General features: G+C 56.5%; 21 protein-coding genes and 3 pseudogenes. 3 read left to right on the top strand and 21 right to left on the bottom strand.

The annotated features are described in order from the left end of the window. Positions 1-387 precede the first annotated feature (387 nt). From CU100_RS18155 to CU100_RS18110, 10 genes are read right to left on the bottom strand one after another with little or no spacing between them, the layout of a single operon-like run. The gene (locus tag CU100_RS18155; RefSeq protein WP_106717941.1) at positions 388-1,209 is read right to left on the bottom strand and encodes an HAD family hydrolase; all 822 of its coding nucleotides are present in this window, start codon (positions 1,207-1,209) and stop codon (positions 388-390) included. After that, positions 1,163-2,077: a hypothetical protein gene (locus tag CU100_RS18150; RefSeq protein WP_106717940.1), complete on the bottom strand. Its 915-nt coding sequence runs from the start codon at positions 2,075-2,077 to the stop codon at positions 1,163-1,165. The genes CU100_RS18155 and CU100_RS18150 overlap by 47 nt, the downstream gene beginning before the upstream one ends. Continuing rightward, the gene (locus tag CU100_RS18145; RefSeq protein ID WP_106717939.1) at positions 2,074-2,637 is read right to left on the bottom strand and encodes a VUT family protein; all 564 of its coding nucleotides are present in this window, start codon (positions 2,635-2,637) and stop codon (positions 2,074-2,076) included. Before CU100_RS18145 ends, CU100_RS18150 begins: the two co-directional genes overlap by 4 nt. A gap of 12 nt (positions 2,638-2,649) precedes the next feature. After that, positions 2,650-3,351 (bottom strand): 7-cyano-7-deazaguanine synthase QueC, encoded by a 702-nt coding sequence (gene queC, locus CU100_RS18140; protein WP_106717938.1) that lies wholly within the window; start codon positions 3,349-3,351, stop codon positions 2,650-2,652. 13 nt (positions 3,352-3,364) lie between these two features. Continuing rightward, on the bottom strand, positions 3,365-3,721 hold the full coding sequence (gene queD, locus CU100_RS18135; protein ID WP_106717937.1) for a 6-carboxytetrahydropterin synthase QueD: 357 nt from the start codon (positions 3,719-3,721) through the stop codon (positions 3,365-3,367). Further along, positions 3,718-4,350, bottom strand: a complete 633-nt coding sequence (gene queE, locus CU100_RS18130; protein ID WP_106717936.1) for a 7-carboxy-7-deazaguanine synthase — start codon at positions 4,348-4,350, stop codon at positions 3,718-3,720. The genes queD and queE overlap by 4 nt, the downstream gene beginning before the upstream one ends. Then, complete coding sequence (dbpB, locus tag CU100_RS18125) at positions 4,347-5,468, bottom strand: DGQHR domain-containing protein DpdB (protein ID WP_106717935.1); 1,122 nt, start codon at positions 5,466-5,468, stop codon at positions 4,347-4,349. The genes queE and dbpB (CU100_RS18125) overlap by 4 nt, the downstream gene beginning before the upstream one ends. Continuing rightward, positions 5,386-6,753 carry a tRNA-guanine transglycosylase DpdA gene (gene dpdA / locus CU100_RS18120; protein ID WP_106717934.1) on the bottom strand — a complete coding sequence of 456 codons (1,368 nt, stop codon included), beginning with the start codon at positions 6,751-6,753 and terminating at the stop codon, positions 5,386-5,388. Before dpdA ends, dbpB (CU100_RS18125) begins: the two co-directional genes overlap by 83 nt. Then, positions 6,750-7,871, bottom strand: coding sequence for a DGQHR domain-containing protein DpdB (dbpB, locus tag CU100_RS18115; RefSeq protein ID WP_106717933.1), 1,122 nt, complete (start codon positions 7,869-7,871; stop codon positions 6,750-6,752). Before dbpB (CU100_RS18115) ends, dpdA begins: the two co-directional genes overlap by 4 nt. Continuing rightward, positions 7,868-8,797 carry a hypothetical protein gene (locus tag CU100_RS18110; RefSeq protein WP_146141872.1) on the bottom strand — a complete coding sequence of 310 codons (930 nt, stop codon included), beginning with the start codon at positions 8,795-8,797 and terminating at the stop codon, positions 7,868-7,870. The genes dbpB (CU100_RS18115) and CU100_RS18110 overlap by 4 nt, the downstream gene beginning before the upstream one ends. Positions 8,798-8,941: 144 nt before the next feature. Here CU100_RS18110 and CU100_RS18105 point away from each other — a divergent pair, with 144 nt between their 5' ends. Further along, positions 8,942-9,592: a hypothetical protein gene (locus CU100_RS18105; RefSeq protein WP_106717931.1), complete on the top strand. Its 651-nt coding sequence runs from the start codon at positions 8,942-8,944 to the stop codon at positions 9,590-9,592. Between the two features lie 11 nt (positions 9,593-9,603). After that, positions 9,604-10,314, top strand: coding sequence for a hypothetical protein (locus tag CU100_RS18100; protein WP_146141871.1), 711 nt, complete (start codon positions 9,604-9,606; stop codon positions 10,312-10,314). A gap of 360 nt (positions 10,315-10,674) precedes the next feature. Here the strand turns inward: CU100_RS18100 and CU100_RS18095 are convergent, their stop codons facing one another. The 3 genes from CU100_RS18095 to CU100_RS26625 form a co-directional block, all read right to left on the bottom strand. Beyond that, a complete protein-coding gene (locus CU100_RS18095) occupies positions 10,675-13,137 on the bottom strand; it encodes a S8 family peptidase (RefSeq protein WP_106717929.1) in 2,463 nt (820 codons plus the stop codon). A gap of 15 nt (positions 13,138-13,152) precedes the next feature. Beyond that, positions 13,153-14,136 (bottom strand): AAA family ATPase, encoded by a 984-nt coding sequence (locus CU100_RS18090; protein ID WP_106717928.1) that lies wholly within the window; start codon positions 14,134-14,136, stop codon positions 13,153-13,155. Positions 14,137-15,011: 875 nt separating this feature from the next. Then, positions 15,012-15,308 carry an alpha/beta hydrolase family protein gene (locus tag CU100_RS26625; RefSeq protein WP_146141870.1) on the bottom strand — a complete coding sequence of 99 codons (297 nt, stop codon included), beginning with the start codon at positions 15,306-15,308 and terminating at the stop codon, positions 15,012-15,014. Between the two features lie 801 nt (positions 15,309-16,109). On the opposite strand from CU100_RS26625, the pseudogene CU100_RS27745 reads away from it, so the two are divergent. After that, positions 16,110-16,198: pseudogene (locus CU100_RS27745) on the top strand (LysR family transcriptional regulator); the annotation flags it as partial. A gap of 37 nt (positions 16,199-16,235) precedes the next feature. Here CU100_RS27745 and CU100_RS18070 read toward each other — a convergent pair. The 8 genes and pseudogenes from CU100_RS18070 to CU100_RS18035 form a co-directional block, all read right to left on the bottom strand. After that, positions 16,236-18,113 (bottom strand): adenylate/guanylate cyclase domain-containing protein, encoded by a 1,878-nt coding sequence (locus CU100_RS18070; RefSeq protein WP_106717924.1) that lies wholly within the window; start codon positions 18,111-18,113, stop codon positions 16,236-16,238. A 167-nt stretch (positions 18,114-18,280) separates the two neighbouring features. Further along, entirely contained in the window at positions 18,281-18,502 is a 222-nt protein-coding gene (locus CU100_RS18065; RefSeq protein ID WP_146141869.1) for a lipocalin-like domain-containing protein, read from the bottom strand. A 46-nt stretch (positions 18,503-18,548) separates the two neighbouring features. Next, the gene (locus tag CU100_RS18060) at positions 18,549-18,749 is read right to left on the bottom strand and encodes a hypothetical protein (protein WP_106717923.1); all 201 of its coding nucleotides are present in this window, start codon (positions 18,747-18,749) and stop codon (positions 18,549-18,551) included. Between the two features lie 387 nt (positions 18,750-19,136). Continuing rightward, complete coding sequence (locus CU100_RS18055) at positions 19,137-19,721, bottom strand: dioxygenase family protein (RefSeq protein WP_106717922.1); 585 nt, start codon at positions 19,719-19,721, stop codon at positions 19,137-19,139. 51 nt (positions 19,722-19,772) lie between these two features. Beyond that, a pseudogene (locus tag CU100_RS18050) lies at positions 19,773-20,854 on the bottom strand (aldo/keto reductase). A gap of 29 nt (positions 20,855-20,883) precedes the next feature. Further along, positions 20,884-21,660, bottom strand: a pseudogene (locus CU100_RS18045) (SDR family NAD(P)-dependent oxidoreductase); the annotation flags it as partial. Positions 21,661-21,801: 141 nt separating this feature from the next. Beyond that, positions 21,802-22,434 carry a class I SAM-dependent methyltransferase gene (locus CU100_RS18040; RefSeq protein ID WP_407070339.1) on the bottom strand — a complete coding sequence of 211 codons (633 nt, stop codon included), beginning with the start codon at positions 22,432-22,434 and terminating at the stop codon, positions 21,802-21,804. Positions 22,435-22,490: 56 nt separating this feature from the next. Then, positions 22,491-23,132, bottom strand: a complete 642-nt coding sequence (locus tag CU100_RS18035) for a DedA family protein (RefSeq protein ID WP_146141868.1) — start codon at positions 23,130-23,132, stop codon at positions 22,491-22,493. Between the last annotated feature and the right edge of the window lie 66 nt (positions 23,133-23,198).

Genomic DNA, 23,198 nt, shown 5'->3' with positions numbered 1-23,198 from the left:
GAAAATTACCACCTCCGAACTCCGAAGCGGGTGATCGGGTCAAATGATCGAGTAATCGATGTGGCCGCCCCTGACCAGATGTTAGGGTGATCCTGCAGATCTGATTCATGCTTGCGATAGCCCCAGACGCCGATCTCGGCTCCGGATCCAGATTAGAACCGGTATTGTCGCGATCACCGTGATAAGTTTACTGACAACTCGGCCAGCTAGGAAATCGAGCGAGCCGAAGACGAGCCAAGAAACATTCTGCTGTCGACGATGAGGCCGTCAACACTGCTGACAAAAGCAGCCTTCACGAGCCCCTTCTTCTCGAGCGGCGTGAATACGAGGAGGTCGGTGACGATTGCGTCCTGTTCTGGACCCGCAAATAGTCCGGGTTTTAACCGCCTAATTGGTCGGGCGGGCATCATCTTCGGAGTGAAGCAGGAAAGTAACCGCCGCATCGAACGAGGGGGCTTGGAACGTCGGCAGGGCGCCGGCTTCGAACTCCCACTTCGGCTGAAAGCCGCCAGGTATATAGATGGTCTTGACACCAGCCTCGTTTGCAGGTCGGATGTCGCGGGTAAGCTGATCGCCAATCACATAGATTGACTGGTTTACCGTCGCCAGTTTCTTCACTCGCTCAAACATGCGGACCGTTTTTGGCGCTTCAAAGACACGGTCTACGAACCCGCTGAGTTGGTGCGATTCGATCGTGCGCATCACACGCTTGCGACTCCCTTCCGTGAAAACGACCGACGTCGCGCCGATGGAGGCAAGGTCGCGCAAACCCTTAATGACGCCGACATGGAGCTTTGGTTGTTTTGCGATGTTTGCGAAGAAGTCGCTCTCCATCTTACCCACCAAAGCACGGTCGAGACCCGAATCCGCACCGTTGCTCCAAGCACGCCGCACAGCCTCTTGGGAGCCCACGCCCCGTAGTCCGAGCGTCAACGCGTCGATCAGCAGGCGGGTAGGGTAGCGAAGTCCAAGATGATGCTTTTGGGCCAATTTCTGATCGAATTCCCGAACGAACTCTAGGCGGTCGGCCTTAGGACCAGCCAGATTGGCAGCATGCTCGACTGCCTCCAGAAGACCCAATTGCGCTTCCGCAAAAACGCCATCTGTGTCCCAGAGGGTATTGTCCGCGTCAATCAGGACCAGCGGTCCCGCGCGACCCGTGTCAAGGCGAGGGGCTGCAAGGCTGGCCGTTTGCTGCCGTGGAGACATTGTTTCCACCAGTGATACACACCGAGGAGATCGGCGTTTCTATTCGAATCACCGGATTAGACTCCTTTTTTACCGGCTGCACAAAGGCAAATACGAAAGCCGTTACAATAATCCAAAAGAACAGGGCCTTGATCGCCCAAGACTGGATGCGCTGCGCCGGCTCCAGAAACCTAACTTTGTCTGCGACCTTGGCGGCGACTAGATAGGTTTCGACAATGTAGTTCCTAAGGTATTCAATGCGCAGTTCCGGTGCGACTTTTTTAGGATCGGCAGGATCAATGAAGGCTTTTGCCCACCTGTTTGGCTGAGTGCGCGAGATCCCCATCCAAAAAAGCATAGATGCCGGAGGCCTGTCCTTCGCGGCTGCTCTTGGGTAGCGGAAGCGAGCCCGGATCGCATGAAACGTCACCAGCGCCCCAGAGGTGGCGAGCAAGGCAAACGCTGCGAAGAGCAAATAGCTGACCACAACCAAGCCGCTGTTGAACGAAGACCTTTTATCCACCCAGGAGATGATCGAGAGTGGATAGCCATCCGCTAGTCTATTGAAGGCGAAACCGGAAAATGCCGACATAAAGGTTAGGATGGTCAGAAGGCGCGTGGCTTTTCCGTCCTGATAGTTGGTTTGGGCAGTGACTTCGTCGAGAGACTCGCGAGCGACCTTCAGCGCGTCCTCGAGCGTGTCTTCGTCAGGCGCTAAGTGTTTTACCTCGGCACTGATCGCTTCGATCGCTTCTTTGTCGGTGAGCGTCCGGAGCCTGCCAGGAGCGCGATTGTCGTCGGCCCGAGGAAAGAAAGAGATGGACTTGCCAGCAATGGCCTCAAAAATGGCCTGCGCGCATCCCAATTTATCATCGGCCTCTGTCGTCATACTGCCATCAGCCCCAATCGCCGGTCTCGGTTGCGGATCCAGAACAGCATTGGAAGCGTCAATACAACCATGATCAATTTCCCTAGAACCTGTCCAGCCAGAAAATCAAGCGAACCAAATGCCAGCCAAAGAAACATCACGCTGTCGACGATGAGGCCGACAATGCTGCTTGCAAAAGCCGCTTTGATCAGGCCCTTTTTCTGGAGAGGCGTGAACACCAGTAGGTCAGCAAGCTCGGAGGTAACGAAGGCGCTCGCAGAGGCCAGCGCCAAAGATGGCGCCGTGAAGGTCGTCGACAGGAACGCGCCAACAATGATCGCTCCGAGTGACCACAGAAGGCCGAGGCGACGCTGCACCAGGTCACGCAGAACGAGCGCAAGCCCGACAAGCAGTACCCCGCTCGGTGCCGTCAGACCAAAGCCGACGGGGATAAGGCAGGGACCGTCAGGGACGCAGATCGTGCCGACATGACCGATCATATAATTGGCGAGTGGGATGCAGGCGGCAAAGCCAGCCAGAAAGATTCCGCCCTCGATCCACTGCCTGTTGCGCGTCGTCATCCGCCCTCCTTGTCACTCTTCTTCGGCGACGAATTTTTCGTGGCCTTTTGCCCGCAGATCACAGGCCGGGCAGGTGCCACAGCCATAACCCCAATCATGAAACTCGCCACGCTCGCCGAGATAGCAGGTGTGGCTATCCTTCACGATGATATCCACCAGGGCCCGGCCACCCAAATCCTTGGCCAGTTGCCAGGTTTGCGCTTTGTCGATCCACATCAACGGCGTGTCGAGGACGAAACGCTTTTCCATTCCGATGTTGAGCGCCACCTGCAAGGCTTTGATCGTATCGTCACGGCAGTCGGGATAACCGGAATAATCCGTCTCGCACATTCCCCCAACGATATGCTTCAGGCCTCGCCGATAGGCCAGGGCCGCCGCAAAGGTCAGAAATATCAAGTTTCGGCCCGGCACGAACGTGTTTGGAAGTCCGGATTCGGACATCTCGATCTGCATGCCGCTGGTCAGCGCGGTATCCGAGATCTCACCGAGCGCCGCAAGCGATATCGTGTGATCATCTCCAAGGCGATCTGCCCATACAGGATTGAGCGCGCTCAATTCAGCGCGCAACGTATCCCGGCACGCGAGCTCGATCCGATGGCGCTGACCATAATCGAAACCGACGGTTTCCACGCGTTCAAAGCGATCGAGTGCCCAGGCCAAGCAGGTCGTTGAATCTTGGCCGCCCGAAAACAACACAAGTGCAGTTGTCGACATCGCCCAGTTCCTTTTAATTGCCTTCAAATTCCGCCCAGCAGGATGGCGTTTCGAATACCTTCACGGAATTCAACTCGTCGAGTAGCGGCTTGACCTTCTGCCAAATCCAGACAGCGATATTTTCTGCAGTCGGGTTTTCGAGACCGTCGATATCGTTGAGTGTATGATGATCAAGGCCTTCGAGAACCGGCCCGAAAACTTTCTCCACATCAAAGAAGTCGATCACAAATCCAGTTCGTGGACCGACGACGCCTTTGAGTTGCAACTCGACCCGATAAGAATGTCCGTGCATGCGGTGGCATTTGTGCGTTGTGGGTACATTCGGAAGTCTGTGGGCCGCCTCGAATGTAAATGCTTGTGTGATTTTCATGGGATCCCGATCATTTTGTGTGTCTGCAGGCTGAGCCGCCAGCGGGGGTTTTCAAGACAAAATGCCGTCACGGCCGCAATATTCTCGATCTGCTCCGGTCCGTCCATCGGCTGCAAGAAGTAGTGCTCGAAGGAAACATCGGGGAGATCGTCAGGTAGCAACTGCGCCTGCGGATAAACGAGCTTCAGTTCGCTGCCGAATTTGAGATTGAATGGCGCGCCGGCCTTCGGACTGACGCAGATCCAATCGATGCCCTCCGGCGGTTCGATCGTCCCGTTGGTCTCGATTGCGATCTCGAAACCGTGTTCGTGGACCGCCACAATCAGCGCATCATCAATCTGCAGCAGCGGTTCGCCGCCGGTGAAGACGACATAGCGCCTGCTCTCAGCGCTCCCCCATGTCCGAGCGATCGCCGAAGCAAGCTCGCTGGCGTCGCGAAACTTCCCGCCGCCTTCACCATCTATCCCAATGAAATCCGTATCGCAAAACTTACAAACCGCACTGTGGCGGTCCTGCTCGCGGCCGGACCACAAATTGCAGCCGGCGAAGCGGCAGAAAACTGCCGCGCGGCCGGCCTGCGCGCCTTCTCCTTGCAATGTTTTGAAAAGCTCTTTTACCGCATAGGTCATTGAGCCCTCGCGCTTAGTACCGACACTTCCAGGTCAAGTGCTTCGGCCGCAGCCGCCCGACGCGCTTTGACGTCATTTCTTACAATTGTATTCAGGTATTGTGCCAGACTGACAATGTCACGATTGACGTTTTGCACCGATTTCCAATGCCGCTGGTCGCCATTGCCAAAGTCCCACTGTCCGGATGTCCATGCGGTACGGCCGACGAGGCACGCCAAGCCTCTGGCGAAATCTTGCCATGACCTAGCCCCATCGAGGAGCGCCAGGATTTCCATAACGTATCCCAAGGCCATGATGCCTGCGCCATGGACCAAGCGTGACGTTTTTGGAGTGTGATCGCGCCACTCTTCCCGAAATACGTACTGAACGGCCCGATAGAATTCACTCACCAGATCAAAGCACAATTCTATGCCATTTGGCTCTTTGACCATCTCGCGCATGATGCCATCGCTGACCGAGTTGATGATCACGCGTTGAATGGCGGTGTCGCGGATAATACCCGTCGGGTTGGTGTGCTGGTAGATATACCCCTTCAGCGATGAATGCTGGTCATAATTGAGCTTTGCAGCCAATTCCGCAGCAAGAGAGCGATCGCCAAGCCTGCGCGGCAAACCCCGAACAGTGGGCAACAGTTCGTAGATCAGAGATTTGGGCAATGGTCGTGTGTTGTTAATGAGGACAAACTGTCGGCGCAATTCGGCTTCATCCGCACAGATCACGGCCGAGACGAAGATCTGGAAATCCTTGTCGTGGACTTGGGAGAGTGCTGTCAGGCGTTGTTGTCCATCGACGACGAGCCCGGGCGCGCCTAGTTTAAGGTCAATCGTCACCGCACATCGTCCGTCAGCATCGACAGGTCCAACCTCGACGCGGTCGGTAAATGCAACCACGATAGGATTGGGAAGGATGGCTTCCGGCTTTTCGAGATAGTCCCGGATTTCCCTGATGTGACCAGCAATCTGAGGCCGCTGAAAACCACTCAGTGCTCCGGCTTCGTTGCGAGCAACACGCTGGATGGTGGCAAACTGCTGAAGTTCAGATGCAAGGACTGCAAACGATAGAACCGTGTGGGTCTGGCTTTGCTTTGCTTGTATCGCCTGGAATGTCAGCTTCGTCATGTAATTCACTTCTAGATGGGAGTTTGTTTACGAGCGATTTGTAGACGCCCAGGTTATGAATTCCGCGTCGCTTGTTGCGGTTACTCGCCCTGAAAATCAGGACCTCGATCGAAAGGGCTTTGCAGATCGGGCAGGAACATGCCTTCCAGGGCCGATCTTCCAGCGTTCGCCTATAACGCGCCCGCAGTTCGTCGACAGCCCGCGTTCCCGGCAAATCGGCAAGTGGGGCGCCCATCAATGCTGGCGTAGCGTAGGTTAGAACAGCCTCAAGGGTGTCGTCGATCGGTGCTTCATTGCGGTCATAAGCTCGCAGCGCATCTAAGGCGCTACGTTCCATCTTGACCAATTCTTCCTGGTTCAATGCGCCGCGCTTCGCAAGGCGTTGAAGCTTCGGATTTTCCAGCGCCTGAGGGACCCGAATTGCCGTGTAATAGTTTAGTTTTCCCGCAGAATTCGGCAGGTAATAATTCGCCTTCGCATCTTTGAAAGCACGAATAAGCGGCGACGTTGTGTCGAAACTCGTGATGTTGAAAGGTTCGAAAGTTTCAATTTCGTCCGCCTTCGCAAATCCAAGGACGTGGATCCTCGTGCTTTGCGGTATTGCCTCTCTGATTTCCCGAAGGCAGGCTTTGATCTGCGAGGCTTTGAGAGGAACGGTGCCCCCGAGAGCGAGATAGTCGTAGCCCATAGCGACGAGGCGGCGGGCGGCCTCCGCCATGCTTCCCGGCGACCATCCCTGGATAACCCCAAGTGGCGTGAACCGGCCAGACATGTGGCGGGTCGAGACTTTGAACTCGGCGGCGTTTTCGAGAGTGATATCGAACCGGCGGCGGGCGTCTTCGGTTCCACCCTCAAAACCCGCCAGGTCTTCGTCGAAGTCGAAAATGATATGGTCGACGGAGCAGCCATGGGTGAAACGGCCGTCATCGTAGAACTCGGCGGTATCTTCCGGCGTGTACGGCGGTCGCTCTTCCTTGTGATACGTGAACGCTCCGCAATCTCCAAAAATAGGAAGTTGGCTGAACGGGGGCTTATCCAGACGAAGGAAACTCCGGGCGCCGTCGCGACGAAAGCGCATGGCCTGAGCCTCTGTGTATTTGCCGCCAACTGCTGTGCCCCCGACAATCCCGCGCGAAACAAGCATGCCATCGTAAGGCGCATAACCCATGATCTCATGAGGATAGACGTCATCCCAATAGGGCTGGCGGTTTTCAGAATACCGGTCGCGGAGGAAATCGTATCCAGGATCGACATGGTCAAGGCTATCGGCAAAAATGAACTTCATCGTGATGCCTTCGAAAGCTTGCGATCAAGTTGAATGAGATACTGCGATAGCCTGTCGATGTGTTGCGACGTACCTTGAAGGTCATTCCACTTCCAGCCGAGATCGTCCCACTTGCCTGCGGTCCAGCAGCAATACTGCTTCAAACGACCGAGAGATTGCCGAATGTCTCCCTCGACATCTGTGCTGCTTTCGGCACGCAACATGACGGGATCCATGAGCGCGCCCATCGACCGGATGCCGGCCATATGCATCAGCCTGCTTTTTTCCGGTCCCTTTCCCCAAGCCTCAGGGAAGGTATCTTTCACCGCGGTCCAGTACTTCACCAACATGCTGAACATCTCGTCGGCGTCAGACGTGCCATCTGAATTCACATATTGGCTGAGCGCACTGGTATGCAGTTTCAGATTTGCTTTGATCGCGGCGATAAGGGCAGAGTCTATAATCACCGCGTTCGAGGTTTTCTTGTCAGACTTTCTTTTTATCAGTCTGTAGAAGGGAGAATCCTTGTGTGTGTTGAGCAAATTGCAAAGTTCGCTAGGCAATTTGTTTTCAGCCAAATCCTTCGGCAAAAGCGTGCTGACTTCGGGAAGCAGTTCATCAATCAGACGCGTATCCAGTGCTTTCACCTTATTCACCAAAATGAATTGCTGACGCTGAACCTCGATATCATGGGAAACAAAAGCAATGACCGGGACAGGTATATCTTTGTTTTGCGTCCGCGAAAGCGCGAGCGATCGCTGCTGGCCATCTACGATCCACGCAGCCTTATCGCCGGTTGCTGGAACCGGAATGCGCAAGGTGCCAGAGGTTACGATTTCCACTGCTTCAGAAGGCTTGGAGCCTCGCGCCGCTGTAAACGTCACGTCTTTTGAGAGGGCAAGAATGATCGCATTTGGAAAGAGAACAGGGCCACTATCCAGAAATTCGACGATGGAATTGACGTGGCTGCGGATTTCCTGCCGCTGGAACCCTTTTAGTTCATTGTCGTCGCGTTGAATCCGACTGATTCCAGCGATTTTCATCACTTCGGATCCTGGAAGAAAAAACGCGTACACATCGGTTTCGACGCCCTGCTGGGTTTTGACCGCCCGCACCGCGATATGATCTTGTGTGCTCATCGGGTTGCTACCTCATTCCGCACAATTGCGGCCAGACGAGCGAAGCGGCCTTGCTCGCAGGCGATATTCATTTCGTCTCGGAACACCCGCAACAGTTTCGTAGAACTGCCGTTAGCCATGGCCCAATTGTCGCGCAGCAATTTTAATACTTCTTGATCACCTACACGCTTGCCTGTTTTTCGCTCGGGGATCCGCCATTCTAGTTGCCTGGAGCGGACTGACGCAGCATGATCAGCTATGTTTCCTTGCGGATTATCGAGCAGAACGTTGGATACGAAGTGCCTCAGCGCGCGCGGCGCATAGTCGCCGATGGTTCCTGGGATGGGGCTGTCGGGGCCGTCCAAACGCTCGTCGTATGGAAGCAGGAAAGGTTTCAAGGCAGGGGCGAGATCCACTTTGGTCGAGGCCGTCATGATCCGCAATCGCCCTGCATTTGCGGTTGATAGGGAGATGAGAAGCGGCGTTAGCATGCGAAGGTACGAATGTGGGAGCGACACCAACAGTAAGGCTTGAGAGTTACCTTGCAGCACCGTGGAGACCGCCTCGGCCTGGCGACTGGAGAATACCTCCATCCACCAATCGTAGGCATTGGCTCCGGGCGGAAGCTTTCTCAAAATGGAATCTGCTGAACCAGGGGAGACAGTAAGGTTGTAGCTTGGAATCTTCATATCTGCCGGTACTAACCCAAGACCGGCTGACGCTATGGTCAATTTAGCTCCGATTGCTCGGGCAGCCGCTTTGGCCTCTGCCATACTTCTTCCGGCGTACAGGTCGGATGCCAAAACTTGTGGCTCTGCACGTCGCACCCGGTCGCGCCAATCTTCTCCCACAGAATGCGTCGTTCCCGCGGTGATTGTCCTCGCATTGAGCAATACATCTGGGGAAAAACGCTTGCGCATCGTGCATGCGGTGAGAATTACGGTCATGCTCTAATCGCGCCATGATAACTGCTAGGACATCTTGATGTTCGTAATAACTGCAATCGGAAGAATCGGCAATTAAAAAACTGCAGGGCGCCTAAATTATTCTGGAAAACTGCGCGCCGTCGCTAATGTTAGGAGCTTTGGGTAATGAGAGACGACGAATCCGGATACACCCCTTGGGGCGCCAAGCTTGGCGGCCAAATTTACTGGAATGCCGTCAACGCCGTGAGGGACGTATGGTTGGAGATTTACGGCGAGCACATTGAAGTCGCAGTGCAAGGTAAAGCCGGCTTCAAGCGTCTCTTAGACGAGATCAAAAGCAAACTCGTCGAGAAACGCGGGCTCGAGAAGATCGTTGAGGAACTAAGGGATCGCGGCTACGATCTAACTGACCCGGCCAACCCGGACCAGTTATTCAAAAGCTTGCTGGCCCCAAACCCCTCGGGAATTCGGAATATAGACTATATCACTCCGAATGAGTTTAAAGCCGCGGTCTATTCCGTCGCTGATCAAGCGCGTGAAAGTGGGAATGACGGGGAAGATATTCTGTTAGACCAGTTTCTTCGCCGTTCTCTAGATCATCTTTGGGATGCTAAAGGTTTGACTGGACGTATCAACGTTGGTGAAAATCGTCACTTTCCTCGTATGTTCCAGTGGCTGAAAGAGGTTGCTGGCGAAACAGACTGGGGCGAAGGGAAGGGGCTTAAGATTATGAACACCAGCAGAAAAGGGGCGGTACGCTCTAATCCATCGGGGCCTCAGGGGCTGACCGTACGATTGAATTTCAACTACATCTAGAGTCGCCCGCTATGAGCCTGTATTCCTTTTTCAAAGAGCCAAATAACTTTGTTGCCCGGGAAAAGCTCCTGCATATGAAGGCAGCGTTGGACCTGAAGCAGACAGCCGCACAGCACGGGATTCAATTGCATCTGACTGAGCCGGAGATAGATAACCAAGGGTATGACTTTATCGCGGCCGTCGGTTACGATCAGGTTTATCTACAAAACAAAGCAACCTTGGACGATGCAAACGTTAGCATGTGGAAGATTCATCCAATGCACTTAAACGTTCCACTCCAAGAGCGTGACCTATCGCCGAGCATCGATGGTTGGCCCATTGGTGGCGGGGAAGGAGCTATGGGAGGCGTCCTTCTGCATTTAATTGATGCCGAGGCCGCGAAAGCAGACGATCTTCAAATCTCCTACTTCTACTTCGACATTTTCTACGCGTCGGCAGTCGCCAGTGGTCTCTGGGAGACACCAAAGTTTAATTCAATGGAGGCGGCCGATATTTTGCGGAAGGTGCGCGACGGTGGCCCTGGAGATCGGATCACCCTCCCTTTTCGAGCGTTTCTTCCCATTCGATCGCCGAGTTCGATCCTTGCCCTGCGTCTACATATACCGCAGCCATCGAACTACATCAGTCTCGGGCATCGAGCCGAAAGCGGATCCCCAGGCCCTCTAAGAGAGATGTGGCGAACTGAACTGGCTCGGCATCTTCCAGTGTCAAAAGCCGTGTGAGGCTCGGAGACAATAAGACGATGATCCGTAAGCACCCGATATGGCGGTCGTCCGTTCGTACCCTTTCAAGGCGACCAAGGGACACGAACTTGCTCAACTTGGATCCAGACAATTTCACTCAATGGTGCGTAAGTTGGTACGTTGACTGAGGGATTCGATCCCGGCGCGGCTAAAGTTGACATCCGGCCTTCTGGGAATTTATCTCTCATCTGAGGCTTTGAACGCGGAACGTGGACATTGCATTTTTGTCTGTTCGAACGGCGGAGCCTCAGATCCTTGATCTGCGGTCGCGAGCTGATTTGGATACGTTTGTCGCGGTTCACTCCATGATCGGACGATTTTTGTGCGGATGAACTTGCGTCATCCGGCCGGAACCTCGATCTCGAGCTTGTTCTCAATTGCGGTGTAGATGTCGATATCTGCGCCCGGCGCCCTGATGGATACAACGAGCGCATAGCGTGCCGCTCGGTCCCAACGCTGCAAACCGGGCTTCTCTTTCCACCATCCGCTAACTGGAAAGACGCCAATCGCGTCGCGTTCAGCAAGTGCTGCAGCACTCCCGCGCCAGATATCGGAATGAACCGACCCGCGATCTCGTATCATTCCCAGAAACCAGTTGTCGCCGCCTGCAGCAGCGCCCACAGCGCCCTCTTCTTCTGCTTCGGCCGCCTTGTTAATCCTCGCTCGGAACTGCTGTAGGCTCTCAAGGGAGCGTTTGACTGCAAATCGCAAGGAGTGTGACGAATAACGATGGCGGCGCGTCCAGCCGCGCTCTCCAGGATTCGGTTCGATAAAATATGAAAGCGTGACGCGCAGTTCGACGTCGGCAGCGCCAAGCTCCAACAACTCGTCACGGGGCCAAGGCAAGGCGTGCAGGTTCATGCTTCGAGTTTTGATTACCGATTTTTCCTTTTTGAACGGCAGCAGCACGTCCTCTACCACCAATGTGGCGTCATCGGCGGCACTCTTTAGGGCGCGAGTAAGGTCAGGCACGCCCCAGCCGTAGCGTCGAAGCATTGCCATTTTCATGGTTTGCGTTGCGGCGCCGTCAAAATGGGCTCGCATCGCAGGTGTCCACTCGGCAGAATGGATGGCAAGACCCCGTACTGTCTCCAGCCATAGTGTTGGCCGCGCGGCAATGATGTTTGCACAAAAGTTCGCGCCGAGCGCGGCGGCGGCGCTCGTATCGCCAAACGTATCGAATAGCCGAATATTTGGCCGGTAGTGTGTTGTAAGGAGTTGCAAGTCATCCACGTGTGAACTCGGGTTCACCCCATCGTGGGCGAAGTTTCCCCCTTCGAAAACGACATCCGGTCTAACCGGCCATTGACGATCCCACGTTCCCGAGGTTCTGCTCGCCGGTGATAGATCTCCGGCCGGAGCGACTGCAGCCCAAGCATCAAACGCTGGATCAATGATGTTGACCTTGTCAGTAAAGGCTCCAACGACGAGAGCGTTCCAGGCCTGTGCCGGGCTTTCTGCCTCTTCCAAATCATTTCGATCCGGGTACTCCGCTGCATGGATGTCACCGCGCAGATTGCCAGCGGCGATTACAATTAGACGGTGGAGAGTTCCTCCGCCATAGGTTAGTTGGTCAACGGCAGCCGACCAGGATGAGGGACGTCCGCGTGCGAGCCCAATCTCACTTGTGACCGCCATACAAAAGACCCGCTTTCGAAGGGGCGCGCTTACCTCGGCTTTGGTCATGCCGATCTCGGTAATCGCGCCGTATAGCAGCGGATCATTGCTGCCATTTGGCGGGAGGATTTTTACGGTTTCAAGCCAGTACGGCAATTCGACGGCACCTTGCTGCGCGAGCGCCTGTTGGAGGTCACCATAGAGCGCCACCCCGGACATTGAAGTGCCATGCCCGTTCCAGAACGGGCTGTCGCCAACTCCCCAATTATTGTCGTAAGCATGCTGGTTCGCCACCGGCAAAGCTGGAGCGATCAAAGGGTGTTCCCGTGTTGCTCCGCTGTCGAGCAAGCATATCGCCGGCGCCAGCGCGTCCGGGGCGACAAGACGGTCCACAAGGTCTTCTGCCCACTCGACCTGCTCGACGGCACCCATCTCCAGGAAGGTCGATGGCGTGTCCTTGGCGAGCCGTAGTTCAGCGACAGCATCGGAATTGATCAGGAGACGCGCAATAATAGCCTCTGTGCCATGGGCGAGCACAACGTCCCGTTCCGGGAAACGAATAGCGTGATCCTTGAGTGGAATATTCAAACGGCCCGCCACTGTTCGAAACGACACGAGTTTTCCGTCCCTGATCCAGACTTCCCACCATGAGACGACATTTGGTTGAGGATAGAAATCCGGCGCGTCCGTAAAGAGTGATCGGACGGTAGCGAGACGAACGTCTTCAATACGCGCGATCAGGTTTTGGTTCTTAGGGTGCCCTGCTTTCGTTTCCTCATCGCGATAAGCGTCAACTTTCTTACTGTAAAATTCGACGGAGCGCTCAGGGACGAAGACCGTGGCGGTGACAATCACCTCCCCATCGGCAACCTGGGGAACAGCTACGAGCTCAATGCCAGCCGGCTTGTTTTCCAAAGCCTCCACTGCGCCGCGCTCTGCGACGGGAATATCAAACTGTAGATAAAAGCCGTGTTCGCCTTCGGCAATTCCCGCCTCCCGATCCGCCATGAGCTGCTGCGCGCCAGCAATAGCAGTCGCAAACGATTGAGAGAGTTTAGCTGCGTGCTGTGCTCTTGCTCGGGCAGGGGGAAGACCGGAAATAACCGTACGTGGGGAGGTATAGGCCTCGCCTTGGCCACGACCATCCAGGAAAAAGTGAGATCGATTGCGAGGCGGTCGGGCCATGTACTGGTGGTCACCTTATCGCATCGTGTTGTGACGTTCCGACAGGGCGCCAAGCAGAAGAGAGGTCTCGACCGTCGGCTTGTCACTCAAGATCGCGATCTTTGCCGCTTCGTCCGCAGCTCGCGCTATCTCAGCCTGACTGAGCCCCTTGGCTGCATCCAGGATTGCCGTCCAATCCATCTTCTTTGGCATGAAGCGTGACAAATGTGTCTCCAGAATTCCGCGCGTGATGCGCTCGTCCGGTAGCTCGTACGTGATGACGTCGTCGAAGCGGCGAAAGATCGCCCTATCGAGAAGTTCCGGATGGTTCGTAGCAGCGATGATTAGGCTCGGGCCGTGGTCGTTCTCGATGAACTGGAGAAAGGAGTTCAGCACACGACGAATCTCGCCGACATCATTTGGCCCGGACCGCTGCGATCCGATCGCATCGAACTCGTCGAAGAAATAAACGCCCCGTTGCGCGGCGACGGCATCGAACACCAATCTCAAGCGCGAAGCTGTCTCTCCCATGAGTTTGCCGATGAGGCCGTCATACAGAACTGTAAAAAGCGGCAACTTCAGTTCGTGCGCGAGCGCTGCTGCGGTCATCGTTTTGCCAGATCCGGGCGGGCCGACAAGAAGCAGTTTGCGGCGAGGTGTTAGACCGTGCGCCCTTAAACGCTCCTGATGCCGCTGTTCTGCGATAACTCGTCCCAAGCGTTCGCGAAGCTCGTCAGACAAAATCATGTCGCCCAATCGTGTATCCGAGAAACGAGCGGCGAGCAATCTCGTCAACTCGCCTTTCGGTTGTGCAATTGGGACTGGACCTGCGCCAACGCGAGCTACCGTCGACGTCTTGCCACGCGCTGCGTCAATAAGTTCTCTGAGCTCTTGAGCAAGCTTGCCATGACCCTGCCGGGCTTCATGCGCCGCAAGCTGCGTCGCAACGGAAAGGAAGCGAGCTTCGTCTCCGTCAACATGGCTTTTCAGCAGAGCTACGATGTGTTGGGCAGTGGTCATATTCTCGAACTATTCGCCGGTCAGCTTATCGGTGCCAAGACACCTTAGCGTCTATACCTTTCAATGTGTCAGATATTTCGTCTTCGCCGTTTTGGACGTGGATCTGTCCACAGATACTCATTCAGGTTGTAAAGAAGCTATCTCTATATATCGCATGAAGCCCTTAACGGTTCCTTGTGTCCTCCTGCAGGTACATCTGCGAATTAGAGCTTTTTCCACATGTACGTTCCGGGCTGATTGATCTTCTCTCCTTTCGCGCCTGGCTCTCCTCTCCAATGATACTGACCCCAGCCGCTCCATACGGCCACTTCTTGATTTCAACACGCTCGACGACCAGGAAATGACCAGCATCGGCTGCCCAGGAGCTCTTGGCGACCTGGAACGGCAAAGCCTCTCCACCTTCGCGCCACAGCTGAAAGATGTTCTTCCAATCAGTATCAGGTTCAGTGTGCAACCGCATATCCTTGCCCGAGCGGACTATCGATCCGGAACAAAAAGGGAACATATCAGACGATCCATCAAATACAAGCGAGATCTGGACGAATGTCTACGTAAGCGTAGCGTGTAGCGCCATCCGCGCGAGGCTTCTATCCTAAGCGCGGACCTTTAACGACAGCAAGATGCTCCGCTTAATAAGTGGTCCGGGTCATACTTACTTTGGCTCGGTTCGCAGCGCTTGAACTGATTGTAGAATTCTAGGCGACAATCAAAGAATGGGGAAAACCCGCTGTAACCCGCTGTTATCGGCTTTTTCAAAGGAAGAGTTATCGACGGATATCGATTTCGTACAAACGCCATGAACTCACACTGTACGATGAAGGCAGTCGATTACACTGGAAGCGCAAACCAATCGGTAGCAGCGACGATATTCTCACTCATACCTGATCGCGCGCATCATGCCCGGCCTCATCGACAAGCACAAGTTCGCTGCCTGGCCAATTCGTGTTGAGCCGCCAGGGGGTGATCAGTGGTCCTCCTATGTCCAGGCGGCCATGGATCAAGATGCCAGGAGTGCCAGAAAGAAGGCCGGCGCTTTGAACAAGAATATCATCCTCATGCCAGCCCTTGTGCCGCCAGTAGCGCGTGACGAGACGGGCAAATCCCAGCCGAAAGGATGCATTCTCCCAGCGAGGATTTGGCTTGTGGTTTGAATGCACTGATACGATGGCCATTTCCCAGTAGCCCAGCAACGTGCGGCCTTGTCGCGAACGGCGGGATCCGGACTCATCAGCAGATAGTGATAGGCTTCGACGAGATTGCCGCGGCAATCCACTGTGGCAGCGCCCTCGCGAAACCGCTCCGACGCCTGCGGAAAGAAAACGCCAACACCGCGGGTGATCCAGTCGATTTCCCGGGCCGTTGTTGTCGCGATGCTATAAAGCACCATTTCCGTAACGTTAGCAGGCAACGTGTTGTCGCTGACTTCCTCAATGAGGGTTATTTTCCGGCACATCTGCGCCGTCTCAGAGAGCGGTTGCGCACTTCTCGGGATTTGCTCGCGGGTCTCCTGATAGAACGCGCCGGCGAACACCTCACCGTCATGCTGCCGGATCAGGGTATCAATCTGACCGCATGCAGCACGGGAACGTGGGATAGCGATACCGCAGTCTCAGCGGCCGCCCTGAGGAAAGGCGTTGTCGTCATGCCCCTTTCCCGGATGAACGTCTCATCTTCTGACACGACGAGGCTGCTGCTAGGCTTTTCTGGACCCTCGGAAGAGGAAGCCGACAGTGGCACGAGACTCTTGACAGAGACATTCAACTGCGGGGAGTTTCGCAAAGCTCCTATTAAGCGACAAATCTGCGACTGGCATTTGTAGGTCTATCGCAGACTGTCTTCATAACTTGAATGGGCTTATGTACCATCGATGATTTTCGGAGGCCTGATATGTTCAGGGGACATTCGTATCAAACCGCAGTGCCGTCATCAACTAGGGGTCAGGGCACGCCTCGTGCCAGCTTGCGGTCTGGTCTCCCCTTTCTTCGGGATACCATCTCTATATCCCAGCCACCGGCAGCCCACGCCAGCTTTCGCGTTGCTGGTCGATGCGTTGCGCTACCGACAGTTGCCGAGTCTGCCCCGCAGAATGATCTCTCTGCTCATGCCGTTTCCGGCGCTTTGGCCCGCGCCAGGTCTTGCAAAAATTCATCCATTAACGGTTTGTCGCCAAAACGGCGATAGGCTCTTTCCGCTTCCAGGGAAAATGTAGGACGAGTTTCGATCAGGCTCGTTAGGGTCGCCTGCGCTTTCTCCAGATCCCCGTTCGCACCCTGAAGGGCCGCCTGAATGAGAAGGCAGTTTGAATCGCGGGGCGCCCTAACGAGACATTCGCCAATGACTGTAGCGGCCTCTTTGCGGCGGCCGTCAGCATAAAGTGCCTGACCGTGCACGTACGCATAGTATTCCGGTGCCATGGGATGCAGGCGGCGCGCGCGCTCAGCATTGGCGACGGCATCTCCATAATCCCCGAATCGAACCTGCGCCTTGGCAAGGGCCATCATACTGTCGGGATCGTTAGGGTTCAGGTCTACGGCGCGTTGGGCAGCTTGAAGCCCACCGGAATAGTCGGCCTGCAGCGCGAGCCCGAAGCTGATGACCTGGTATCCAAGGCCGAGATTAGGATCAAGGCGCACGGCCTGGCGTGCTTCGCTGAGGCCGAGGTCGAGTTCGGGCGCGGCCGACTGACCGCCCGGTCTTTGCGCGACTTCGGCTATATAGGTCAGCGCGAGGCCCGCGCGGGCCGCGGCATAGGCCGGGTCCATTTCCAGCGCGCGCTGATAAAGCCCACGGGCTTCGAGGATGGCGTTCTGGTCAGTCGCGCCGTGCCGATAACGGTCGCGGGCCTGCAGGACAAGATCATACGCCTGCAGATTGTCTGTCGGCCGCTGCGCCGCCGCTGCCGCTTCACTCCTGCCGATATAAGGCGCAAGCTGTGCGACGATTTCGGTGGTAAGTTCGCTCTGGACGGTGAAGACGTCCGCGACCTTCCTGTCATAGCTGCGCGACCATAAGTGTGCGCCGTTGCCGACATCAATGAGCTGCGCCGAGACCCTTAGCTGATCGCCCTCGCGGCGCGCGCTGCCTTCGATAACATAGTCAACGCCAAGCTTTGCCCCGAGCTTGCGTATATCCGTATCCTGCCCACGAACGGCGTAAGTCGAGTCGCGCGCGATAACCTGAAGCTCGGAATTCCGCGCGAGAGCGGTGGTCACATCCTCCGTCAGGCCATCGGCAAAGTAAGGTTGGTCGACGCTGCCGCTCATGGTGGCGAAGGGCATCACGGCAACGGAGGGTCTTGGGTCTGGACGGGTTCGGGTCTGGCCAAGAGAAAGCACCGCCGGGATACGGCTGACCATTGCCGCCAGCGGCAGAGGCGTAATCTGGGTTCCGATGAGAATGAGGGTTACCGCGGCCACGCCATAGGACCAGCGCGCTGCCGTGCCGCGCAGAACCTGGGGCACCCGTTGCCAGGCGGCCCATGGAGAGCCCGAGCGCCGCACGCGGTAAACATTAAGGAGCTCGGGAATGTTCTTTGCGCGCCTGCGGCCGACCTTGGCGAACAGATCGCCGCGATTGCGCTCGGCCGCCATTACCACAGCACCGCTGACGAATATGTGGCCGGGTTCTGTCATTGCCTCAAGCCGGGCCGCTACGTTGACCCCGTCGCCATACACATCGCCATTGTCCTCGATGACATCGCCGAGGTTGATGCCTATGCGCAGCTGGAAAGGCCCTTTGTCGAAGCCTTGCTGGATTGCAATCGCCGCATCAACAGCCTCATTGACGCTCGGGAACATCGTAAGGAAGCCGTCACCCGTCGTTTTGAACGTCCGTCCACCATGGCGGTTGACAGTGGGGTCGATCAGAGCGTCGAAGACAGTGCGCAACTCCGCATAAGTGGCAGTCTCGTTTTCAGCCATCAGAAGACTGTAGCCGACAATGTCGGCGGCCATGATTGCCGCGAGCTTGCGTTGCATTATTGGTCTCCCGACGGATTGGCCTTGAACGTGCTGGAACTGCTTATAATTCGCGACGCCGTTCATATTAGTACGGTAGATGGTCGAGCGGTCATCAAAACCGCTCACAAATGTGTGAAGATTGAGACCGGTCCCTCAGTGACCGGTCACCAGCTCGATGAAAGCGTCTATCCCAAAACCCTTGACAAAGGATCGCTGCGCATGTCCGGTGTGAAAACGAGCAACCCATTGGGCTTTTCGCCGTAGGCGGGAAGGTTTTTCCCATCCGGATCGATCCGGGCCGCGACCATACGCCAGGTGCCGACAACTTGATTAGCCGGGCCGGTCTGCGCGAAAACCGTCATCGGTGGAAAAGCGAGGAGAAGGCTGAGAAGTGTTGCGCGTAGCATTGTCATGTCCTTTCTGATCTGTCTGAAGAGAGCGCGGATGGTGGCGTCAGGTGTCAAAGATCTTGCCGGCCATCGGCAAGTCCTTGTGCTGCCGCTCTTCGATAAAGACACCTGGAGATGCGGTCGCTAAGCTGACCACCGCGAAAAGAACGAAAATCAAGCCGATATCGGCGATCCACCGCCTTGGGGTGTGGGCAGCGGCATCAATGCAGCGGTGGACATAATACGGATCACGGTCGTTCGTCATTGTTTCATCCTTCCGTGTCTGGGTCCCGAATTGAGCCGGGGACACACAACACAAGCTTCATCGCCTAGAGGCGCGGGGTAGGTTTGTCATAGGGATGCTACAGTCCAGTTGTCGCAGACATATGCCCGGCAAAACCCATTTTGTATCAAAATGTACGAGCTTCGCGAGTGCACAGTCGGTAGCTCTTAGGTCGATCATTCTAGTCTGTCAGATGTGCAAACTGACATCTCAGATGCTGGGGCCGGTTATACATTCCTTACGTATTTGCTTCCGCACAACTCAGGACGCCGTTTTAGCGTCGAAGTACAAACAGGCCGATTGAACGGATCGATCTTGAGTCCTAGTCGCCTGACGTGCATGGCGCTCGAGTCGCTGGTGCAGATCGATCTAGACGACGAAGTCGAAGCGCCCAAAAAAGCCATCTCCGGTATCCAGCATGTCGAGGAGCAGAGAGTCGTGGAAAATCCTATCTCCGGCGTTTCTTGGTTCTCCAGGAAAGTAAAGCTGGGTTGTCAACACACTTCCGCCGGGACGCTGAACCTTGAAATGGAAATGACGTGTTCGGCCAGGATAAAGCGCTGGCATAATCGTGTGGAACCACCAGCGCCCTTGGGCGTCGGCAAACTGGTGTCCGCGCAATCGAAACCCATCCTGGTCGTATTCGCCGTTTTCGTCCGCATGCCAAATCTCAACAAGGCTGCCGGGAAGCGGTCGGCAGCGATTGTCGACGACAAACCCCGCCACGGTTATCCGTTCCCCACCGGGCGAACCGGGGAAGAGATCTCGATTGAGCGGCGTGTTCGGCTTGAAGAATGGGCCCGCTTCGCGTTCAAGGGTGAGATCGTCCCCATCGTCGCATGCACGGGTAAGGGGCAGTTCCGGCGCGACTTGCGCGAATGCGCTCCTGTTGGCAGCCTCAAGGAGTGGTAGCGACAGAAATGCTGTCAGAAGAGAGCGTCGGGTCGAGCGCATGATATTCTCCGGTCTTTAGAAAGCCTGATGCGTGCAGCGGTTGACCTCGCGCTACTTTAGGCGCTTCGCAGCGTTTGCCTGCGCCTCTCGGATAAGGCCGGAGTACATCTTCTCCTTGCCCGGATACCATGGCATGGTTCCGATGGAATCGAACCCAGGGATCGTTTCCATATGCGCGACCATACGTGCAAGCATGCGCTCGTCCGGAAGCGGACCAGTCATCGCCTGAACATTGTCGCTCATATGATCAGGATTTGACGTCCCGCAGAGGACGCTTGTCACGGCGGGATGAGCCATGACCCACTTCAGAAAGAACTGAGCCCAGGTCGTTGCGCCGAATTCCTGCGCGAAGTCCGGAAGAGCACGTCCTTCCACCACTTTCATCAGCCGCGCCTTTTCGAGTGGAAGATTGATCAGAACGCCAACGCCCTTGTCGGCCGCGGCGGGAAGCAAACGTCGCTCGGCGTCGCGGTTGAAGATCGAATAGTTCGTTTGCACAAAGTCGACATCGCCACGTTCTACGATTACCGTGAGTTGATGGTGCGCCGCGGACTCGTGATGGGTCACGCCGACATGGCGTATCAGACCTTCCTGTTTCCATGCCTTCATCAGCGGGATGACGACAGGCGCATTGGTGATGCTGTGGCACTGCATGAGGTTGATCGTTTCCCGCCAGGTGCGCAGTCGCGACTGCCGGAAGCTCTCCTGCGCGTGGCTTTCATCGCCGAGATATTCTCCCGTCGACCACACCTTGTTGGCAAGAAGAGTTCGTCCGATCCGGGAAGTTCCCCCATGAACTGGCCAACACTGACTTCAGCCGAGCCGTAAAGCGGGGAGGTGTCCACCACGCGACCGCCAGCGGCAACGTATCGATCGAAGACCTGCCGAAGGTCATCGCGACGATCACCCGGCATCTTGTCGAAGGTCAAAAACGTGCCCAGACCAAGGGCTGTGACCTTTTCACCGGTGCGCGGCAACGCACGGGTCAGAACATCCGGGTTCGATCCGGACCCTGTCGACTTTGAATTCGTATCCTGAGCATGAACGGTCGCGGGGACGGCTAATGCCAGTCCAGTTGCGGCCGCGCCGACCGTTCCGAGAAAACCGCGGCGATTGATTTTAGACTGATCCATAAATTTCTCCTGTTTGGCTGTCGTCGGTTTCAAAACTGCCAGCCGGCTGGGACCCAGGCGTAGCCGCCATCGGTCTTGAGCATCCGGCCAAGGCCGGGAAACGGATAGTGGAAATCAAGCACCGGGATGCGATCAGCGGCGGCCATGTCGAAGATGCGGCGGCGAGAAGCAAGGGCAGTCTCCTTGTCGCGATCAGGGCCGGGCAGCCAGGGATTGTCGATATTGACAACGGGGTGATAGGCAAGGTCCGCTGTCAGCAACAATTGATCATTTCCGGAATGGACGAGGAAGGTCGCCATGCCGGGCGTGTTACCGGGTGCAACGATCGTCGTTAGGCCCGGCACGATCTCGGCGCCAGCCTCGTACAATTCGACATCCTTGGTGACGGGTTCGAGGCTGCTCTTGATTGCAGCACCGAAGCGCACACGAAAATCCTCCGGCACGGGCATATAGGAAAGATCCGGATCGTTGCGAACGAAAAATTCCCAGTCCGCCTTTGGCAGGAAAACTGTGGCGCGAGGGAAAGCCTTCCCGCCATCTGCGGTTCGCAGATTGCCGACATGGTCTGGATGGGTGTCCCTATCCCTGATGACATTTCCGATGCCAAACTCCCGACGAACGCGTTCTGCGGCCGCTGCGATCGATGTCTTGTCGGTCACGTCCAGCTGAAGCGCAACAGCGGTCGGTCCCACTTCTATAGCAGCGGCTTGGCCGCGCTCGAAGTCGCGCGACCCTATAAGGACGGTAAGGCCCCTGGCAGTCAGCTCCTTGGCGATCTGGAGGCCGATACCTCGATTGGCGCCGGTAACGAGGGCGACGGGCTTGTCGTGCATGATGATCTCCTGAGTCATGCGAGGAAGATGGTGGCGCTACTCATGGCGGGACTTCGACTCCCTTACTGATCCGCACGCTCAGCGGCGAAGCAATCAACGTGAGATGGCACCCGGTTACTCAACGAGCACATGCTGCCGCGATGAGAAGCGGGACAACGTGGAAAGGGGTGGGTGCGTGCGCCTGATCCGGTATACCGCGGCAGGCGGAAGGTTGGCGAACGCCCCACCAATCCGCTCCGCTTCGAGCCCCAGATGATCCAGCAATCTGGGTGGAACCGGGCAGCGCGGGCCGTAGGTGAATTGGTAGAGCGCGCCGTCCGGCTCCATCTTGCGGAACGCGCCTATGAGGATCGCGATCACCTTGCGTGGCGGCATCGACAACAGGGGCAGCCCGCTGACCACGGCACCGGCCGACCTCCCATCGAAGAGGTCGACGGTCCGCAGGCGAGCGGCATCCATGCAGAGCGTGCGTGCTCTGGGGTAGTGGAACTGGAGCGCGGCGGCGAACTCGGATCCGAACTCGATCAGGGCGAGGTCTTCTTGTCTGACGCCGCGCGCGATGAGTGCGCGCGTGAACGCGCCGGTCCCTGGCCCCAGTTCGATCACCGGGCCGGTGTCGTGCGAAGTCTCGGAGGTGATCAAGCTGGCTAGCGCACGTCCTGACGGTGCGATCGCGGCCACGCGTAGAGGGTTCTTGAGCCACGCCTGGAAAAAGCCGAACGTCTCGGCCATATGCTGTTTTTTCATTGGAAATAACCTCGAACATGTTTCTTTGGCCGATGGCGCGCCGCTGCGAGGTGTCATCAGGTCTCGCATATCGCGGCACTTGGTGTACGACGGGCGCGAACCCGCCGAGCGATCCAGAACAAGGCGGCTTCCGCACCGAGCAGGCAGCCGAGGGCAGTCAGGGCGAGGATTGTCGTATTCGCTGTCTCGAGCGAGTGCGAAGCGAAGTAGCCAACACCGACGAACAGGCCATTCCAGACCGCGACGCCGGCCGCCGAAGCAGCCAGGAAGCTACGAGAGTTCCCACGAAGGAGGGCGGCGAAGGCGGGAGCGAACAGCCTGACCGTCGGCACGAGCTGCAGCGCGAAGGCCAGTGTGGTCTGGTTCCGGCGGAAGGAAACGGTCCCTTGCTCGATGCGATCGACGGACATCCCGAAGAGCCTGCCAGCTCTGTTGAGGAGGCGCGTGGATCGCGCGACGCCCAGCCCCCGGAGGGCGTAGAACAAGGCTGCGCAGCCGAGTATGCCGCCAGCGACAGTTGACAGGAAGGCGGCCGGCAGCGACCAGGCCTCGTCCGCCGCGCCGATGCCGACCGCCAGCAGCAGCCCGTAGGATGGGATGACCGGCACGAAGCGTTCCGCCAGTGCGACGGCCAAAAGACCAACAAGCCCATAAGCGCCGATCCACGCCATGATTGCTCCTACCGGGTCGAATTCCATAAGCGGTTCCTCTTCAATCGATCGCTGGGACAGCGGACAGCGTTCGCCGGATATCCAGACATGGGA

This window comes from Phyllobacterium endophyticum, from assembly GCF_003010935.1.
In the GTDB taxonomy this organism is placed as follows: Bacteria; Pseudomonadota; Alphaproteobacteria; order Rhizobiales; family Rhizobiaceae; genus Phyllobacterium; species Phyllobacterium endophyticum.
This window is presented reverse-complemented; position numbering and strand designations above follow the sequence as displayed.

What these genes read in the sequence shown, in the direction of transcription:
- CU100_RS18095 (WP_106717929.1), bottom strand. Translation starts at nt 13,137, where the DNA reads ATGGCCCGACCGCCTCGCAATCGATCTCACTTTTTCCTGGATGGTCGT.
- CU100_RS18155 (WP_106717941.1), bottom strand. Translation starts at nt 1,209, where the DNA reads ATGTCTCCACGGCAGCAAACGGCCAGCCTTGCAGCCCCTCGCCTTGAC.
- CU100_RS18110 (WP_146141872.1), bottom strand. Translation starts at nt 8,797, where the DNA reads ATGACCGTAATTCTCACCGCATGCACGATGCGCAAGCGTTTTTCCCCA.
- CU100_RS18150 (WP_106717940.1), bottom strand. Translation starts at nt 2,077, where the DNA reads ATGACGACAGAGGCCGATGATAAATTGGGATGCGCGCAGGCCATTTTT.
- dbpB (WP_106717935.1), bottom strand. Translation starts at nt 5,468, where the DNA reads ATGACGAAGCTGACATTCCAGGCGATACAAGCAAAGCAAAGCCAGACC.
- CU100_RS18070 (WP_106717924.1), bottom strand. Translation starts at nt 18,113, where the DNA reads ATGCAACGCAAGCTCGCGGCAATCATGGCCGCCGACATTGTCGGCTAC.
- CU100_RS18065 (WP_146141869.1), bottom strand. Translation starts at nt 18,502, where the DNA reads ATGCTACGCGCAACACTTCTCAGCCTTCTCCTCGCTTTTCCACCGATG.
- dpdA (WP_106717934.1), bottom strand. Translation starts at nt 6,753, where the DNA reads ATGAAGTTCATTTTTGCCGATAGCCTTGACCATGTCGATCCTGGATAC.
- CU100_RS18055 (WP_106717922.1), bottom strand. Translation starts at nt 19,721, where the DNA reads ATGCGCTCGACCCGACGCTCTCTTCTGACAGCATTTCTGTCGCTACCA.
- queD (WP_106717937.1), bottom strand. Translation starts at nt 3,721, where the DNA reads ATGAAAATCACACAAGCATTTACATTCGAGGCGGCCCACAGACTTCCG.
- CU100_RS18105 (WP_106717931.1), top strand. Translation starts at nt 8,942, where the DNA reads ATGAGAGACGACGAATCCGGATACACCCCTTGGGGCGCCAAGCTTGGC.
- CU100_RS18090 (WP_106717928.1), bottom strand. Translation starts at nt 14,136, where the DNA reads ATGACCACTGCCCAACACATCGTAGCTCTGCTGAAAAGCCATGTTGAC.
- queC (WP_106717938.1), bottom strand. Translation starts at nt 3,351, where the DNA reads ATGTCGACAACTGCACTTGTGTTGTTTTCGGGCGGCCAAGATTCAACG.
- CU100_RS18100 (WP_146141871.1), top strand. Translation starts at nt 9,604, where the DNA reads ATGAGCCTGTATTCCTTTTTCAAAGAGCCAAATAACTTTGTTGCCCGG.
- CU100_RS26625 (WP_146141870.1), bottom strand. Translation starts at nt 15,308, where the DNA reads ATGGCCATCGTATCAGTGCATTCAAACCACAAGCCAAATCCTCGCTGG.
- queE (WP_106717936.1), bottom strand. Translation starts at nt 4,350, where the DNA reads ATGACCTATGCGGTAAAAGAGCTTTTCAAAACATTGCAAGGAGAAGGC.
- dbpB (WP_106717933.1), bottom strand. Translation starts at nt 7,871, where the DNA reads ATGAGCACACAAGATCATATCGCGGTGCGGGCGGTCAAAACCCAGCAG.
- CU100_RS18035 (WP_146141868.1), bottom strand. Translation starts at nt 23,132, where the DNA reads ATGGAATTCGACCCGGTAGGAGCAATCATGGCGTGGATCGGCGCTTAT.
- CU100_RS18145 (WP_106717939.1), bottom strand. Translation starts at nt 2,637, where the DNA reads ATGACGACGCGCAACAGGCAGTGGATCGAGGGCGGAATCTTTCTGGCT.
- CU100_RS18060 (WP_106717923.1), bottom strand. Translation starts at nt 18,749, where the DNA reads ATGACGAACGACCGTGATCCGTATTATGTCCACCGCTGCATTGATGCC.
- CU100_RS18040 (WP_407070339.1), bottom strand. Translation starts at nt 22,434, where the DNA reads ATGAAAAAACAGCATATGGCCGAGACGTTCGGCTTTTTCCAGGCGTGG.